The organism is Curtobacterium sp. LFS079 (genome assembly GCF_047977865.1).
GTDB lineage: Bacteria > Actinomycetota > Actinomycetes > Actinomycetales > Micrococcaceae > Arthrobacter.
On record NZ_JBFPFO010000010.1, the window covers coordinates 121,981 to 138,534 of the forward strand.

13 protein-coding genes and 2 riboswitches are annotated in these 16,554 nt (G+C 66.3%); of the genes, 6 read left to right on the forward strand and 7 right to left on the reverse strand.

Features of this window, described 5'->3' with window-relative positions:
- Window positions 1-105: 105 nt before the first annotated feature.
- The 5 genes from glyA to ACNQPB_RS15810 form a co-directional block, all read right to left on the reverse strand.
- Entirely contained in the window at window positions 106-1,425 is a 1,320-nt protein-coding gene (glyA, locus tag ACNQPB_RS15790) for a serine hydroxymethyltransferase (RefSeq protein WP_498753286.1), read from the reverse strand.
- On the reverse strand, window positions 1,422-1,805 hold the full coding sequence (gcvH, locus tag ACNQPB_RS15795) for a glycine cleavage system protein GcvH (protein WP_498753288.1): 384 nt from the start codon (window positions 1,803-1,805) through the stop codon (window positions 1,422-1,424). The genes glyA and gcvH overlap by 4 nt, the downstream gene beginning before the upstream one ends.
- A 94-nt stretch (window positions 1,806-1,899) precedes the next feature.
- Complete coding sequence (gcvT, locus tag ACNQPB_RS15800) at window positions 1,900-3,018, reverse strand: glycine cleavage system aminomethyltransferase GcvT (protein WP_498753290.1); 1,119 nt, start codon at window positions 3,016-3,018, stop codon at window positions 1,900-1,902.
- 30 nt (window positions 3,019-3,048) lie between these two features.
- Window positions 3,049-5,916 (reverse strand): aminomethyl-transferring glycine dehydrogenase, encoded by a 2,868-nt coding sequence (gene gcvP / locus ACNQPB_RS15805; RefSeq protein ID WP_498753292.1) that lies wholly within the window; start codon window positions 5,914-5,916, stop codon window positions 3,049-3,051.
- Window positions 5,917-5,968: 52 nt separating this feature from the next.
- Window positions 5,969-6,095: riboswitch (glycine riboswitch) on the reverse strand.
- Window position 6,096: 1 nt separating this feature from the next.
- A riboswitch (glycine riboswitch) is annotated at window positions 6,097-6,194 on the reverse strand.
- Window positions 6,195-6,331: 137 nt separating this feature from the next.
- Entirely contained in the window at window positions 6,332-6,874 is a 543-nt protein-coding gene (locus tag ACNQPB_RS15810; protein WP_498753294.1) for a TetR/AcrR family transcriptional regulator, read from the reverse strand.
- Window positions 6,875-6,933: 59 nt separating this feature from the next.
- Here ACNQPB_RS15810 and trxB point away from each other — a divergent pair, with 59 nt between their 5' ends.
- The 6 genes from trxB to ACNQPB_RS15840 all read left to right on the forward strand — a co-directional run bounded on the left by trxB (window position 6,934) and on the right by ACNQPB_RS15840 (window position 14,047).
- Window positions 6,934-7,911, forward strand: a complete 978-nt coding sequence (gene trxB / locus ACNQPB_RS15815; RefSeq protein WP_498753296.1) for a thioredoxin-disulfide reductase — start codon at window positions 6,934-6,936, stop codon at window positions 7,909-7,911.
- A 30-nt stretch (window positions 7,912-7,941) separates the two neighbouring features.
- Entirely contained in the window at window positions 7,942-8,364 is a 423-nt protein-coding gene (locus ACNQPB_RS15820) for an arsenate-mycothiol transferase ArsC (RefSeq protein WP_498753298.1), read from the forward strand.
- A 142-nt stretch (window positions 8,365-8,506) separates the two neighbouring features.
- Window positions 8,507-9,547: an iron ABC transporter substrate-binding protein gene (locus tag ACNQPB_RS15825; protein ID WP_498753300.1), complete on the forward strand. Its 1,041-nt coding sequence runs from the start codon at window positions 8,507-8,509 to the stop codon at window positions 9,545-9,547.
- Between the two features lie 4 nt (window positions 9,548-9,551).
- Window positions 9,552-11,144 carry an ABC transporter permease gene (locus tag ACNQPB_RS15830; RefSeq protein WP_498753302.1) on the forward strand — a complete coding sequence of 531 codons (1,593 nt, stop codon included), beginning with the start codon at window positions 9,552-9,554 and terminating at the stop codon, window positions 11,142-11,144.
- Window positions 11,141-12,298, forward strand: coding sequence for an ABC transporter ATP-binding protein (locus ACNQPB_RS15835; protein ID WP_498753304.1), 1,158 nt, complete (start codon window positions 11,141-11,143; stop codon window positions 12,296-12,298). The genes ACNQPB_RS15830 and ACNQPB_RS15835 overlap by 4 nt, the downstream gene beginning before the upstream one ends.
- A gap of 204 nt (window positions 12,299-12,502) precedes the next feature.
- Complete coding sequence (locus ACNQPB_RS15840; protein ID WP_498753306.1) at window positions 12,503-14,047, forward strand: APC family permease; 1,545 nt, start codon at window positions 12,503-12,505, stop codon at window positions 14,045-14,047.
- Window positions 14,048-14,174: 127 nt separating this feature from the next.
- Here ACNQPB_RS15840 and ACNQPB_RS15845 read toward each other — a convergent pair whose 3' ends face one another.
- Together ACNQPB_RS15845 and ACNQPB_RS15850 are read right to left on the reverse strand one after the other, a co-directional pair.
- Window positions 14,175-14,720, reverse strand: a complete 546-nt coding sequence (locus ACNQPB_RS15845; RefSeq protein WP_498753307.1) for an AMIN-like domain-containing (lipo)protein — start codon at window positions 14,718-14,720, stop codon at window positions 14,175-14,177.
- A 341-nt stretch (window positions 14,721-15,061) separates the two neighbouring features.
- A complete protein-coding gene (locus tag ACNQPB_RS15850) occupies window positions 15,062-16,468 on the reverse strand; it encodes a hypothetical protein (RefSeq protein ID WP_498753309.1) in 1,407 nt (468 codons plus the stop codon).
- Window positions 16,469-16,554: the final 86 nt, after the last annotated feature.

The window sequence follows — 16,554 nt, forward strand, 5'->3', positions numbered from 1 at the left end:
CGGACGTGACGCTCCCTTGGACGCACGCTTCCGGATACCGGCCCCAACGGCGACCTACAGCACCTCGTTCGGAGCGACATGCTGTGGGCTTGGAAGGGGTGGTTGTCAGCCGAGGTTGGCGACAGCCGGGTAGAGCGGGTGCGCTTCAGCCAGGGCTTCGACGCGGTGACGCAGTCCGGAAAGGTCGGCATCGGCGTCGGCGATCAGGGCCTCGGCGATGATGTCCGCGACTTCACGGAAGGCCGCTTCGCCGAAACCGCGGGTGGCCAGCGCCGGGGTACCGATGCGCAGGCCGGAGGTGACCATCGGCGGGCGCGGGTCGAACGGCACGGCGTTGCGGTTGACGGTGATGTCGATCGCGGCGAGCCGGTCTTCGGCCTGCTGGCCGTCCAGTTCGCAGTTGCGCAGGTCCACCAGCACCAGGTGCACGTCGGTGCCGCCGGAAACCACGGAAATGCCCTTGGCCGCGACGTCCGGCTGGACCAGGCGCTCGGCCAGGATCCGGGAACCGGCCAGCACGCGGGCCTGACGCTCCTTGAACTCCTCCGAAGCGGCGATCTTGAAGGCCACGGCCTTGCCGGCGATCACGTGCTCCAGCGGGCCGCCCTGCTGTCCCGGGAAGACGGCGCTGTTGATCTTCTTGGCGACCTCGGCGTCGTTCGTCAGGATGATGCCGCCGCGCGGACCGGCGAGGGTCTTGTGCGTGGTGGAGGTGGTGACATGGGCGTGCGGAACCGGGCTCGGGTGCAGCCCGGCGGCGACGAGGCCGGCGAAGTGCGCCATGTCCACCATCAGGTAGGCACCGACGAGGTCCGCGATGCGGCGGAACTCGGCGAAGTCCAGCTGGCGGGCATAAGCGGACCAGCCGGCAACGATCAGGGCCGGCTTGTGTTCCAGGGCCAGGGCCTCGACCTCGGCCATGTCCACGGTGTGGCTGTCTTCACGCACGCCGTAGGGCACCACGTTGTACAGCTTGCCGGAGAAGTTGATGCGCATGCCGTGGGTCAGGTGGCCGCCGTGGGCCAGATTGAGGCCCATGATGGTGTCGCCCGGCTTGATCAGGGCGTGCATCACGGAGGCGTTCGCCTGCGCACCGGAGTGTGGCTGCACGTTCGCGTACTCGGCGCCGAACAGCGCCTTCACACGGTCGATGGCCAGCTGCTCGATGACGTCCACGTGCTCGCAGCCGCCGTAGTAGCGCTTGCCCGGGTAGCCCTCGGCGTACTTGTTGGTCACCACGGAGCCCTGTGCCTGCATGACGGCCACGGCGGTGTGGTTCTCCGAGGCGATCATTTCCAGGCCGGCGCGCTGGCGGCTCAGTTCGTCGTCGATCTTCGCGGCGATTTCCGGGTCGAGCTCGGACAGCGCGGCATTGAGGGACGGTGAGACGACCTGCTCGAAAGCGGTGGCTGCTGCGGCGCTCACAGTTCGCCACCGTTCTTTGCGGCGTACTCTTCGGCGGAGAGCAGCGGGCCGTCGGAAACGGCCGCAACCTTGAAGAGCCAGCCGGTGCCGTAGGGGTCGCTGTTGATCACTGCGGGATCGTCGACGGCGGCCGTGTTCAGTTCCGTAACCTCGCCGGTGACCGGGGAGTACAGGTCGGACACGGACTTGGTGGACTCGACCTCGCCGCAGGTTTCACCTGCGGTCACGGTGGAGCCGACCTCGGGCAGGTCGACGTAGACGATGTCGCCGAGGGCGTCGGTGGCCACGGCGGAGATTCCTACGGACACAACGTTGCCGTCTTCACGGGCAACCCATTCGTGTTCCTCCGAGTACTGGAGACCAGCTGCAACTTTTGCCATGTTCTTTCCTTTACGTTCGTTCCTGAAAAATCAGTCGTCTGAAAAATCAAAGGGGCGGTGGGGCCGGACGGGGCTTGCCGCCCGGCCCTCAACCCTACTTGGCGCGCTTGTAGAACGGCAGCGCGATGACTTCGAAGGGCTCGGCCTTGCCACGCAGGTCGGCTTCCAGGGCGGTGCCGATTTCGGAATGCTCGACGTCGACATACGCCATCGCCACCGGGTAACCAAGGGTCGGGGACGGCTGGCCGGAGGTCACCTCACCGATCACCGCACCGTCCTTCAGGACCGGGTAGTGTCCGCGTGCGGCGCGCCGGCCCAGGCCCTTCAGGCCCACCAGGCGGCGGCCGGAGGTCGTCCCGGCGCCCTCGGCCTTGAGCGCGGCCAGGCCTTCCTTTCCGACGAAGTCGCCTTCCTTGGACAGTGCCACCACGGGGCCGAGGCCGGCCGCGAAGGGGTTGCCTTCGAGGGAGAGCTCGTTGCCGTAGAGCGGCATGCCGGCTTCCAGGCGCAGCGAGTCGCGGCAGGCCAGGCCGCACGGGATCAGGCCCAGGCCGGCGCCGGCCTCGGTGATCGAAGCCCACAGTGCAGCGGCGCCTTCGTTCGGCAGGAACAGTTCGAAGCCGTCTTCGCCGGTGTAGCCGGTGCGGGCCAGGATGACCTCGTGGCCGGCCACGGTGACCTCGTTGAAGGCGTAGTACTTCAAGCCGGTGACCAGCTCGTGCTGGGAGTCGTCCGTGAGCTTGAGCAGGATGGCCTCGGCGTTCGGGCCCTGCACGGCGATGAGGGACATGGCCTCGGAGACGTTCTCCACGACGACGTCGAAGCCCTCGGAGCGCTGTGCGAGCTCGGCCGCGACGGTGGGTGCGTTGCCCGCGTTGGGGACCACGAGGTACTTCTCCGCACCGAAACGGTAGGAGATCAGGTCGTCGATGATCCCGCCGTCGGCGTTGCAGATCAGCGAGTACTTCGCCTTGCCGTCCGCGATCGCGGACAGCTTGCCCACCAGCGCATAGTCCAGGAACGCCCCGGCGTCCGGGCCGGTGACCCAGACCTCGCCCATGTGAGAGAGGTCGAAGAGGCCCGCGGCCTGGCGGACGGCGTGGTGCTCGGCCAGTTCGGAGGAGTACTTCAGGGGCATCTGCCAGCCACCGAAGTCCGTGAAGGAAGCCCCGAGTGCCTCATGCGTGGCGTAAAGGGCAGTGTGCTTGCTCATATGAATGTCCTTTGGGAAGTCAGCGCGGACTTAGTTTTCGAACGATTCGAGAGGCGGGCAGGAGCAGACCAGGTTGCGGTCGCCTGCTGCGCCGTCGATGCGTCCGACCGGCGGGAAGTACTTGTCCTGCTTGAGCGACCTGACCGGGAACACGGCCTGCTCGCGCGGATATTCGCGCTTCCAGTCGGTAGACACGACGGCGGCCGCGGTGTGCGGTGCGTTGCGCAGCGGGGAGTCCTCCACCGTGAAGTCGCCTGCGGCGACCTGTTCGATTTCGGCGCGGATGGTGATCATGGCTTCGATGAAGCGGTCGATCTCGCCCAGGTCCTCGGACTCGGTGGGTTCGACCATCAGGGTGCCGGCCACCGGGAAGGCCAGGGTGGGTGCGTGGAAGCCGAAGTCGATGAGGCGCTTGGCCACGTCCTCGGCGGTGACTCCGGTGCGGGAGGTGAGCTCGCGCAGGTCCAGGATGCACTCGTGGGCCACGAGTCCGCCTTCGCCGGTGTAGAGCACCGGGAAGTACTCGTTGAGGCGGGCGGCCACGTAGTTGGCGGCCAGCAGCGCGGACTTGGTGGCTTCGGTGAGGCCTTCGCCGCCCATGAGCTTCACGTAGGCCCAGGAAATCGGCAGCACGCCGGCGGAGCCGTAGCGCGAGGCCGAGATCGCCACGCCGTGGCCTTCCTCGTGTGCGGCCTTGGTGGCGTCGCCGGGCATGAACGGGGCCAGGTGGGCCTTGGCTGCGACCGGGCCGACGCCGGGGCCGCCGCCGCCGTGCGGGATGCAGAAGGTCTTGTGCAGGTTCAGGTGCGACACGTCGCCGCCGAACTTGCCGGGCTGGGCCAGGCCGACGAGGGCGTTGAGGTTCGCGCCGTCGACGTAGACCTGGCCGCCCGCAGCGTGCACGGCGTCGCAGACTTCGCGGACGTCGCCGTCGTACACGCCATGGGTGGACGGGTAGGTGATCATGATGCAGGACAGCACGTCCTTGTTGGCATCGATCTTGGCCTGCAGGTCCTCGTGGTCGATGAGGCCTTCGGCGGTGGTGGCGACCACTACGACCTTCATGCCGGCCAGAACGGCGGACGCGGCGTTGGTGCCGTGGGCCGAGGCCGGGATGAGGCAGACGTTGCGCTGCTCGTCGCCGCGGGAGAGGTGGTAGCCGCGGATGGCCAGCAGGCCGGCGAGTTCGCCCTGGGAGCCGGCGTTGGGCTGGATGGAGACCTGGTCGTAGCCGGTGATGGTGGACAAGTCCGCCTCCAGGCCCTCGATCAGATCACGCCAGCCGGCCGTCTGGGATTCCGGGGCGAAGGGGTGGATCGAGGCGAATTCCGGCCAGGAGATGGCTTCCATCTCGGCCGTGGCGTTCAGCTTCATGGTGCACGAGCCCAGCGGGATCATGGTGCGGTCCAACGCCAGGTCGCGGTCCGAGAGCTTGCGGATGTAGCGCAGCAGCTGGGTCTCGGAGCGGTGGGTGTTGAACACCGGGTGCTGCAGGTAGTCGGAGCTGCGCACGACGGCGGCGGGCAGCTCGAGTGCGGAACCCCCGTCCTCAGCGGCGGAAAGCAGGGGGCCGGCACCGAAGGCGACGGCGACGGCGGAGAGGACCTCCGGCGTCGTGGTTTCATCCACGGAGACGCCAACGGTGTCGGCGTCGATGCGGCGCAGGTTGATGCCGCGGGCCTCGGCGGCGGCGATGACCTGTTCGGCCTTGCCGGGCACCTTGACGGTGATGGTGTCGAAGAAGGACTCGCTGGTCAGTTCGCGGCCGGCAGCCTGCAGGGTGGCAGCCAGGGTGCGGGCGTTGCCGTGCACGGTTTCGGCGATGGCCTTCAGGCCGTCGGGGCCGTGGTAGACGGCGTACATCGAGGCGGTGATGGCCAGCAGCGCCTGCGCGGTGCAGATGTTGGAGGTGGCCTTCTCGCGGCGGATGTGCTGCTCGCGGGTCTGCAGGGCCAGGCGGTAGGCCGGGACGCCGGCGCTGTCCTTGGACACACCCACGATCCGGCCCGGCAGCTGGCGCTCGAGGCCCTTGTGCACGGCCATGTAGGCGGCGTGCGGACCACCGAAGAACAGCGGGACGCCGAAGCGCTGTGCAGTGCCGACGGCGATGTCGGCGCCCTGCTCGCCAGGAGGGGTGATCAGGGTCAGGGCCAGCAGGTCGGCAGCGACGGTGACGAGGGCGCCACGCTCCTTGGCGGCGGCGATGACGCCGGTCTGGTCCCAGACCCGGCCGGACACGCCGGGCTGCTGCAGCACGATGCCGTTGATGTCGCCGTCGGGCAGGCCCTGGGAGAGGTCCGCGACCTCAACCTCAAAGCCGAGCGCCTCGGCGCGGCCCTGCACGATCGCGATGGTCTGCGGCAGGACGTCCGCATCCACAACGGTCTTGCCGGCGGCTGCGGCCTTGTTCTTGTTCGCCCGGCGCATGAGCAGCACGGCCTCGGCGACGGCGGTGGCTTCGTCCAGCAGGGAGGCGTTGGCGATGGGCAGGCCGGTGAGGTCCTCCACCATGGTCTGGAAGTTCAGGAGGGCTTCGAGGCGGCCCTGGGAGATTTCCGGCTGGTAGGGGGTGTAGGCGGTGTACCAGGCGGGGGCTTCGAGGATGTTGCGGCGGATCACCGGAGGAGTCACGGTGTCGTAGTAGCCCTGGCCGATCATCTGGACGGCGGTCTTGTTCTTGGCGGCGAGCCTGCGCAGCTCAGCCAGCACCTCGACCTCGCTCAGGGCCTTGCCAAGGGAGAGGGGGGATTCCTGACGGATGTCGTTGGGAACCGCGGTGTCAACCAGGGAATCCACACTGTCATAGCCGACAGTCTTGAGCATGTGGTCGATGTCGGCCTGGCGGCGGGCGCCTATATGCCGGTCCACGAAAGTGGTTGATGCTGAACTAACAGTCACGAAGGAACTCCATTAGCGAAGGGGCGCTGGGTACGCCACAGTGGTTTGGGTTCCTCCCCGCTCTGTCTTGGACCTGAGAGATTCCGCAGACGAGTCTGCTTGCACCGTCGGTGAGCCCGTTGCCGTGTGCCATGAGCTATGTCTTGGTCACGTGGACAGCGTGCTGCTTTCCAGAGTTGCCTTGGTGCGGCGGTACATGGGCCTGAGAGATTCCTGGGGAGGATTTGCTCCTACGGCGCCTGCATCACTTGTCTGCAGGACTCTCCCGCCGCAGATCAGAGGCATATTCACTTGTGTGTCTTACTGCTTGCGGCAAGCCGTGATGGTTGCCACAAGGCTCAATTGTCCTATGGAGGGGACATGTTCGCAAATGTATTCCCCGGCCGCCCTGCGGCGGCGGCCGGCGGTACCGGCGTCAGCCCCTGCGGAGGAGCTCGACGGCGGCGAGGAGGGCATCGACGTCGGCCTGCCGGTGGGCGGCAGCCCCTCCGTGGCTGCCTTCGAGCATTGCGTTGAAGTACAGCCCGTCGCCCATGTATCGGACGGCCTTGGCCAGTTCCGGGCCGATCTCATCGGCGAGCACGTCCAACCATTGCTGCTGGATTCCCGCGAAGCGCCGGCGGGTCTCCTCGTGGGCCACTTCGGCCAGCCGCGTCGCGGCCACAAAAACGCGGTCCATGGGGGTGTCGTCCCAGAGCGAGGACTTGATGAAGTACGCCGCCGCCCCCTCCGAGGCGGACTTCATCGCGTCGATGTCCGCTTCGGCCAGCCGGTCGAGCCGCTCAAGCAGGGCGGCGATCATCGCTTCCTTGGTCGGAAAGTGGTAGAGCAGCCCGCCCTTGGAGACCCCGGCGCGCTTGGCGACGGCATCCAGGGTGGCAGCCCGCTCCCCCACATCGATCAGGAGGGCTTCGAAGGCATCCAGGACGGCGTCCCGGGCAACAGGTTTACGCGGCATGGTTTACATCATCCCCCACAACCCTTGATCGGGCGGCCGGTTCTTGCTCCACTGGCACCATGAGCACCGAACAGCTGATCATCATCGGGTCCGGCCCCGCCGGCTACACCGCCGCAATCTACGCTGCCCGCGCCGGGCTGGAACCGCTGGTCGTCGCCGGTTCCGTGACCGCCGGCGGCGCCCTCATGAACACCACCGAGGTGGAGAACTTCCCGGGGTTCCCGGGCGGCATCCAGGGCCCCGAACTCATGGACGGACTCCAGGAACAGGCCGAGAGGTTCGGCGCCAGGATAGTGTTCGACGACGCCGTTTCGCTGGAGCTCAAACCCCACCTCAAGCGCGTGGCCACCGGAGCCGGGGAGACGTACGAGGCACCCGCCGTCATCCTCGCCACCGGCTCGGCGTACAAGGAACTCGGCCTCCCCGAGGAAAAGAAGCTCAGCGGCCACGGCGTCTCCTGGTGCGCCACCTGCGACGGCTTCTTCTTCCGGGAACAGGACATCCTCGTGGTGGGCGGCGGCGATTCCGCCATGGAGGAGGCCACGTTCCTGACACGCTTCGCGAAGTCCGTGACCGTCGTCGTGCGGCGCGATGAGCTGCGTGCCTCCCGGATCATGGCCCAGCGCGCCAAGGACAACCCGAAGATCAGCTTCGCCTGGAATTCCGCGGTCACCGCCATCCACGGCAACGCGAAGGTCACCGGCGTCACCCTGAGCGATACCCGCAGCGGCCGGAAGAGGGAACAGGCGGCCACCGGGATCTTCGTGGCGATCGGTCACGTGCCGCGGACGGAACTGCTCACAGGACAGGTGGATCTGGACGCCGAGGGCTACATCAAGGTCGTTTCCCCCACCACCGTCACCAACCTCCGCGGCGTCTTTGCCTGCGGTGACGCCGTGGACCACCGCTACCGGCAGGCCATCACCGCCGCGGGCACCGGGTGCGCCGCGGCCTTGGACGCCGAACGCTACCTTGCGGCACTGGAGGACGCCGACAGCATCGCTACGGCACTGGTGGAGGAACCCACGCATTCCTGAGCGCGCCGAAAGCAGGGAAGAATTGCCCGCATGAGTGAAACGCCCAAGAAGCCCGGTGTCCTGTTTGTCTGCAGCACGAACGGGGGCAAGTCCCAGATGGCAGCCGCATTGATGCGCGAGCTCGCGGGCGAAGCCATCGATGTGCATTCCTGCGGCACCAGGCCCGGCGGCGAACTGAACGCGGAGTCAATGGAATCGCTGGCCGAGCTCGGAATCGACATGGCCGGGGCCCACCCCAAGGCCATCACGGACGAGGCCCTGGAGGCCGCCGACGTCGTAGTGGTCCTGGGCACGAACGCGAAACTCGAACCCCGCGGCAGCGCACGCTTCGAAAACTGGATCACGGATGAGCCCTCCGCGAGGGGCAGCGACGGCATGGAACGCATGCGGCTGTTGCGGGACGAGATCCAGGGCAAGGTCCAGGCCCTGCTCGGGGAGCTTCAGGGCAAGTAGCCGGTATTACGTCACGACAACTTTGCGTAATGTGCGGCGGTTCAGGCATGCTTGGTGGGTTGAAAGGTTTGGCTACCCTAATTTTGGGCAGCTTTCCTTGGCTCCGCAGCCCCACGGCTCCTGTTCGCAGAAAGTAGCATCCATGATCCGCAAGAACGCGCTGGCCGGCATTGCCCTCGCCGCCGCCGCTGCCCTCAGCCTGGCCGCCTGCGGCGGCTCCACCCCGTCCGCAGAGAGCAGCAGCCCGGCCGGTCCTACCGACATCACGGTCTACAACGCACAGCACGAGAGCCTGACCAAGGAATGGGTCGACGAGTTCACCAAGGAGACCGGCATCACGGTCACCGTGCGCCAGGGCTCGGACACCGAAATGTCCAACCAGATCATCCAGGAAGGCGCGGCCTCTCCCGCCGACGTCTTCCTCACGGAAAACTCCCCCGCGATGGCGCAGGTGGAGAACGCCGGTCTTTTTGCCGACGTCGACAAGGCAACCCTCGCCCAGGTCCCCGCGGAGTTCCGCCCCTCGACGGGCAAGTGGACCGGCATCGCCGCCCGCTCCACCGTGCTGGTCTACGACAAGAACAAGATCAGCGAGGACAAGCTGCCCAAGTCGATGCTGGACCTGGCGAAGCCTGAGTGGAAGGGCAAGTGGTCCGCTTCCCCGTCCGGCGCCGACTTCCAGGCGATCGTCTCCGCCCTGCTCGAGCTCAAGGGCGAAGCCGCCACCAAGGAATGGCTCAAGGGCATGAAGGAAAACGCCAAGGCGTACAAGGGCAACAACACCGCCATGAAGGCCGTCAATGCCGGCGAGGTGGACGCCGCCCTGATCTACCACTACTACTACTACGGCGACCAGGCCAAGACCGGCGAGAACTCCAAGAACGTTACCCCGTACTACTTCAAGAACCAGGACCCGGGCGCCTTCCTTTCGATCTCCGGCGGCGGCGTGCTGAAGTCCTCGAAGAACGCCGCGAAGGCACAGGCGTTCCTGAAGTTCATCACCGGCAAGAAGGGCCAGGCAATCCTCAAGGACGGCACTTCCTTCGAGTACGCCATCGCGTCCGGCGTCGATGCCAACAGCAAGCTCGTCCCGGTCAAGGAACTCGAGGCTCCCACCGTTGATCCGGCCAAGCTGAACTCCAAGAAGGTCACCGACATGATGACCGAGGCGGGGCTCCTCTAATTCCGTGAGTACCGTTCCATCGGCTTCCGTCTCCCAGGGAAGCACGACGACGGCGGGCAGGGGCAAGCGCCCTCGCCCGCCTTTCGGCGTTCCAGCACTTTCCGTCACCGCGGTCCTGATCGCGCTCTTCTCGCTCCTGCCGCTGGGCTACGTCGCCTACATGACCGCAGCCACCGGCTGGGACACCGCCGTCGGGCTCATCTTCCGGCCCCGGGTAGGTGAACTGCTGGGGAACACGGTCCTGCTGATCCTGTTCACGGTTCCGCTGTGCCTGGTGCTGGGCGTCGGCGGCGCCTGGCTGGTGGAGCGGACCGCGCTGCGCGGGCACCGCGTGTGGGCGGTCGCCCTGGCCGCGCCGCTGGCCATCCCGGCGTTCGTCAACAGCTACGCCTGGGTTTCCGCCGTGCCTTCGCTGGAGGGCATCGGGTCCGGGGTCCTGATCGCAACCCTTTCCTACTTCCCGCTGGTCTACATTCCGGCCGCCGCGATGCTGGGGCGGCTGGATCCGGCGATCGAGCAGTCCGCAGCTTCCCTGGGGCTGGGCCCGTGGGCCGTGTTCTTCCGGGTGGTGCTGCCGCAGCTGAGGATTGCCATGACCGGCGGGGCGTTGCTGGTGGCCCTCCACCTGCTGTCCGAATACGGCGCATTCGCGATGATCCGCTTCGACACCTTCACCACGGCGATCATGACCCAGTTCCAATCGACCTTCAACGGCACCGCCGGGAACATGCTGGCAAGCGTGCTGGTGCTCTTCTGCCTGGGCCTGCTGGTGCTGGAGGTGCGCAGCCGCGGAACGGCCCGCTACGCCCGCATCGGCTCCGGCGCACAGGCCAAGGCCCTCCGCCTGCGGCTCGGCGTGTTCCAGCTGCCTGCGCAATTGGCCCTGCTTGCCCTCACCGTGCTCGCGTTCGGCCTGCCGTGCGGGCTGGTGCTGCGCTGGGTCCTGCTTGGCGGAAACGCGATCTGGAATGCCGCCGAGTTCGTCCCGGCCTTGCTGCAGACCCTTGGCTATGGCCTCGCCGGCGCCTTGGTGACCACCCTGGTGGCGTTCCCCCTGGCGTACCTCGCGGTGCGGAACCCGGGATGGTTCAGCAAGGCCCTTGAGCTTTCCAACTACATCACCAGTTCGCTGCCCGGAATCGTGGTGGGCCTGGCGTTCGTGACCATCGGCATCCGGCTGGTGCCTGGTGTCTACCAGACCGCCGGGCTCCTCATCGCCGCCTACGTGCTGTTGTTCCTGCCCCGTTCCCTGGTGAACCTCCGTTCCGGGCTGGCCCAGGCGCCCAAGGAACTTGACGAAGCCGCCCGTTCGCTCGGCAAGTCGCCGTGGGTGGCGTTCCTGAGGGTGACCCTGCGACTGAGCGCGCCGGCCGCCGCCGGCGGCGCGGCGCTGGTGTTCCTGGCGATCGTGAACGAGCTGACGGCAACCCTGCTCCTGTCCCCCAACGGCACCAGCACGCTCGCCACCGAGTTCTGGAGCAAGAGCAGCGAGATCGACTACTCCGGCGCCGCTCCCTACGCGCTGCTGATGATCCTGCTCTCGGCACCGATGACCTACCTGCTTTTCCAACAGTCCAAGAAAGTGGCCGGACAGTGACCGAACAATCCCCTTCCAGACTTCCCGCTCCGCGCATCGCCCCGGCCATCGCCTCGACCACCGATCCGCACCTGGACATCACGGACGTCACCAAGAACTTCGGCGCCCAGGCTGTTTTGAAGGGCGTCAACCTCTCGGTCGCCAAGGGTGGAACCACCGCGATCGTCGGCCCCTCGGGCTCGGGCAAGACCACCCTGCTGCGCCTGATTGCCGGTTTCGAGCACCCGGACACAGGTTCGATCCGCCTCAACGGCAGGCAGGTGGCCGGCAACGGTGCCTGGCAGCCGGCCCACAAGCGTCACGTGGGCTATGTCGCGCAGGACGGCGCGCTGTTCCCGCACCTGACCGTGGGGCAGAACATCTCCTTCGGGCTTGACCACTCAGCGCTCGACGGCGGCCGCCGCGCCGTGCGCGCACGGGTGGCCGAACTGCTCGAAATGGTTTCCCTCGATCCCGCCATGGAGAAACGTCGCCCGCACCAACTGTCCGGCGGCCAGCAGCAGCGCATCGCCCTGGCCCGCGCCCTGGCGCGCAAGCCCGAGCTGATGCTGCTCGACGAGCCGTTTTCGGCCCTCGACGCAGGCCTCCGGGTCGCTACCCGCAGGGCCGTGGCCAACGTCCTGAGCGAAGCCGGCGTCACCACCATCCTTGTCACCCACGACCAGGCCGAGGCACTCTCCTTCGCCGACCAGGTAGCGATCATGCGCGGCGGAAAGCTGGCACAGATCGGCAACCCCTTCGTGGTCTACACCCGGCCGGCGGACCGCGCCACCGCCGAGTTCCTCGGCGATGCCGTCATCCTGGACGCCTGGATGGAGGGCTCACTGGCGACCTGCTCCCTGGGCGGCATTCCGGTGCGCCGCCCGCCGGCACAAGGAGCCGTGCAACTGATGCTCCGGCCCGAACAGATCCGGATCGCGCCCGACGGCCCGATCCGCGGCGTCGTGGTGGACACCGACTACTTCGGCCCGGAAACGACCGTCCGGATCCGCCTGGCCCCGCGGCCCGGCGCCGGTTCCGACCACCGGTTCCCGGGCGGCGGGGAAGTCATCACCATCCGGCATTGGAACGCCTCCATCACCAAGCCGGGAACGGAACTGTGCCTGCGGGTGGTGGGCGAAGGCGTCGCTTTTCCCACGGAAAACCAGGCCTGATTCCGCGCCGAAGAACTCGGCCCGGGCCTTCTGAGGCCGGCTGCAGCACCCAAACAAACAAACAAAATTGTGATCCAGCTTGCATTGGAGCTCCTCTGCGTCCATACTAAATGAACGCTATTCATTTAGTGATTCTTGTCTCAATGGCCGCGCGGCAATCTTCGTCCTCCCCCGACTGCGCACGGCCAGCTAGAAAGGGCCCACATGAGCCAGACAATCAACCGTGACGGCAAAGCCGCCGGCTCGGCGCACAAAATCAGTGGCAAAGGACTGAAGACGGGGCAGCTCGGCCTGCTCGCCGTCGTCGTCCTCGGCATTTCATCGGTTGCCCCGGCGTACAGCCTGACCAGTTCGCTCGGTCCGGCCGCAGATGCAGTTGGCCTGCAGCTGCCCGCCATCTTCATCCTCGCGTTTGTTCCCATGATCCTGATGGCTTTCGCCTACCGGGAGCTCAACGCCGATTCGCCCGACAGCGGCACCACCTTCACCTGGGCCACCAAGGCCTTCGGCCCATGGGTCGGCTGGATGGGCGGATGGGGCCTGCTGGCCGCCAACATCATCGTGCTCTCCAACCTCGCCGGCGTGGCAGTGGACTTCTTCTACCTCTTCCTCGCCCAGGTGTTCGGCAATCCGGAACTGGCGGACCTGACCTCCAACACGCCACTGAACATCGCAACTTGCCTTGCCTTCGTGGCCCTGGCCGTGTGGGTCAGCTACCGCGGCTTGCAGGCCACCAAGCTGGTGCAGTACAGCATGGTCGGCTTCCAGATCGTCGTCCTGGGCATCTTCATTGTCATGGCCATCACGCACGTGGCCTCCGGTGACACCCCCACCGCGATCGCCTTCAGCTGGGACTGGTTCAACCCCGCCGGGATCGGCAGCTTCGAACAGTTCGCCGCAGGAATGTCCCTGGCCGTCTTCGTCTACTGGGGCTGGGATGTCTGCCTGACGCTGAACGAAGAGACCAAGGGCGGAAAGGGAACGGCCGGCAAGGCCGGAACCACCACCGCGGTGGCGGTCCTTGGACTCTACATCGCCGTGATCGTGGCAACCATGATGGTTGCCGGCGTCGGGAGCGATGGCATCGGCTTGAACAACCCGGACAACCAGTCAAACATCTTCGCAGCCTTGGCTTCTCCCGTGATGGGCCCGCTGGCCATCCTGATGTCCCTCGCCGTGCTCTCGGGCACCGCTTCTTCGCTGCAGTCCACCATGGCGTCCCCGGCGCGAAGCCTGCTGGCCATGAGCCACTACGGTGCCCTGCCGAAAAACCTTTCAACAGTGAGCAAGCGCTTCGGCACGCCCGGTTATGCAACCGTTGCCGCCGGCGTGATTTCCGGTGGTTTCTACGCGGTGATGAAGGTCGTCAGCGAAAACGTCCTGAACGACACCATCATGGCCCTGGGCCTCATGATCTGCTTCTACTACGCGCTCACGGCCTTCGCCTGCACCTGGTACTTCCGCAAGAGCCTGTTCTCCAGCGTGCGCAACTTCTTCATGCGCCTGCTCTTCCCCATGGTGGGCGGCGTGGTGCTGACCTTGGTGTTCTTCCAGACCGCCGTGGACAGCTGGGCGCCGGAGTTCGGCAGCGGCTCGGAAATCGGCGGCGTTGGCCTGGTATTCATCCTGGGCATCGGCATCCTGGCCCTGGGCGGCGTCGTCATGCTGGTCATGGCCCGCCTGCGCCCAGGCTTCTTCAAGGGTGAGACCATCCGCAAGGACACCCCCGCCTTGGTGGTTCCCGAATAACTTTCGACGTCTGAGCGGAGCGTCGGAACGAGCCGCGCTGCCTGAAGCGCCGGCTCACAACGAAGCCCTGGTCCGGATTTCCGGGCCAGGGTTTCGCTGTGCCTTGCTTCATCGGCGGCTCAGCGGCTCACCAGTGGTGCGCTACGTCCACCACCAGCCGTGACCCCGTTCCCGGTCCCGCCAGGGTGAAGACCCTGAACGGAAGCCGTGCACGCACGCCCAAACCAAGCGTTGTGTAGCCTTCGAAGCTACCCGCCCAGGCTACTTGCCTGAAGGTCTGGTAGCCGGAGACATTGCTCAGTTCCTTCTTGTTGGCAGGGTTGTACGTGACCTGGCCGCTGCTGTTGTAAGCAGGAGCGTTGACGGTGACCTGGATGAAGGCACCGCCGCGCAGGGCAACAGGAAGGCCTGAACCGTCCTGGACCACCTGCGGCACATACTTCACGGTATAGCCGGCCACCTTGCCGTTGAGGTCGATTACCAGGCGGTCGTAGCAAAGCTGCTGGCCTGTCCTGACGTTCGTGACCTGGGCCGTGGACATCGCCGCGTTGGTTTTGGCCAACGATCCCCAGACAATGCCGCAATATGAGGCCGCCGAAGCGGGCCCCGGAACGATGAGACCAAGACCGGCAGCCATGACCAGGGCCACTAGCCAGGTTTGAAGCTTTTTCATTGTGGGCCACCTCCCTTGAGTGATTGATAACTCAAGGTTAGGAGCGTTTTGGCCCGGAATGGCGGCTTGTATCCGCTTCGGCGCACAACCGTTAAACGCCCCCCGGGCCGGTCACGGAGTGTGATCCCAGGGCACCTGTTTTGCCCGATTCCGGGCCCGCTGCAGGCCTTTCGAAGCCCCGTTCGTTATGCGCGATAACGACGGCGGCGGACCGCTTTTGCGGGCGGCGCCTGTACCTCCTTCATCCGGTTCCAACCCGGCTCCAATACGGGGCGCGGCTTTGGTGCAGCTTGGTGGAGTCCCCCCAATAGCGGACCCCACCAAGCTGGCTGGTGGACCGGTTAGTGGGCTTCCTTGGTGAACCCTGCGAATGGCTTCGTGCGCTTCACCAGTACGAGCAGCACGAATGCGAGGAGCAAGCCCATCATGAGGGCCATGAGGTTCGCTCCGCCAAACAAAGGTTGAGCAAAGGAAGCAGCGCCGGCCGCAATCGCGGTGCAGACGCCGAGTGGTGTTGCGCCGCCTGCATTCGGAGTGGCCGCGAAGCCGCCGGATCCGGCGCCTTCGGCGGTGCCGGAACCATTGGTGCCGGTGCCGGCTACAACGTCAATCCCCTCAGCAGATACGCCGCCGGATCCGGGCTCTCCCACGGTGCCGTCAATGGTCCCGCTATCACTGCGCCCTGCGCTGAGACCCCCCAGCAGGCCGTTGAGGAACCGAACCACAGTAGGCACGGCTCCGTTCGCGCTTTCCGTGCCGTTCTGAACATTGCCTCCGCCGTTCTGGTTTCCGCCGGTGTTGGCAGTAGTGCCAAGGAGTCCCGTATCCAGGAATCCCGTGTTGCCGAGGACGCCCGTTCCGGTTCCGCCGAGGTTGCCAAGGTTGCCAAGGTTGCCAAGGAGACCAAGGTTGACGGGGAGCGCCGTATTCCCGAGAACTCCGCTGTTTCCAAGGAGACCCGTATCGGTTCCGCCGAGGCGAAGAAGCCCCGTGTTGCCAAGGAGACCAAGGTTGCCAAGGTTGACGGGGAGCGCCGTACTCCCGAGAACTCCGCTATTGCCCAGAACGCCCGTACCGGTTCCGCCAAGGCGAAGGAGTCCGGTATTGCCCAATACTCCGCCCGTTCCGGTTCCGCTAAGGAGTCCCGTCCCGCCGGTGAGGTTACCGAGCGTTGCAGGCAGGGTCCCTGTGGTTACTGCAGGCACCTGCGTGCCCGTGGTGGGAGCCGTCAGCGTACCGAGCGACACCGTCACATCCGCAGGCCCGGCCGCAGGAGCCACGGCACCCGCAGCACCCGCCGTCGACCCGTCAGTACCAGCACCCACCGTACCGAGCGACACCGTCACATCCGGCGGCCCGGCCGCAGGAGCCACGGCACCCGCAGCACCCGCCGTCGACCCGTCAGTACCAGCACCCACCGTACCGAGCGACACCGTCACATCCGGCGGCCCGGCCTGCGTTCCGGTAGCCGTCCCTGCCGGGGTCGTCAGGCTGTCAAGCGAAACCACCGCAGTGGTGGGCTGGTTGGCAGCCGGCGATGTAGTTCCTGTGCCAAGGGTTCCGGGCCGGACGGTCACAACACCGTCCGGTTGCTGTTCCGGAGCAGCCTGGCCCAAGTTGACCTGTAGGCTGTTCGTTCCCCCTTGACTGTCAGTAGTGTCCGCGGCAGTGGCCGCGGCAGCTCCGACGAGCATGACCCCGCCGGCTAGCAGGGCGCCGTACAGGCTCCTGCGCATGAAGTTATGCATGGCAATCTTCTCCTGAAAAATGAGCTTGAATGATCGTCCGCCTTGTTCAGGCAGACAGGACTGGTGCGGTCACAGGACCGCCGGTT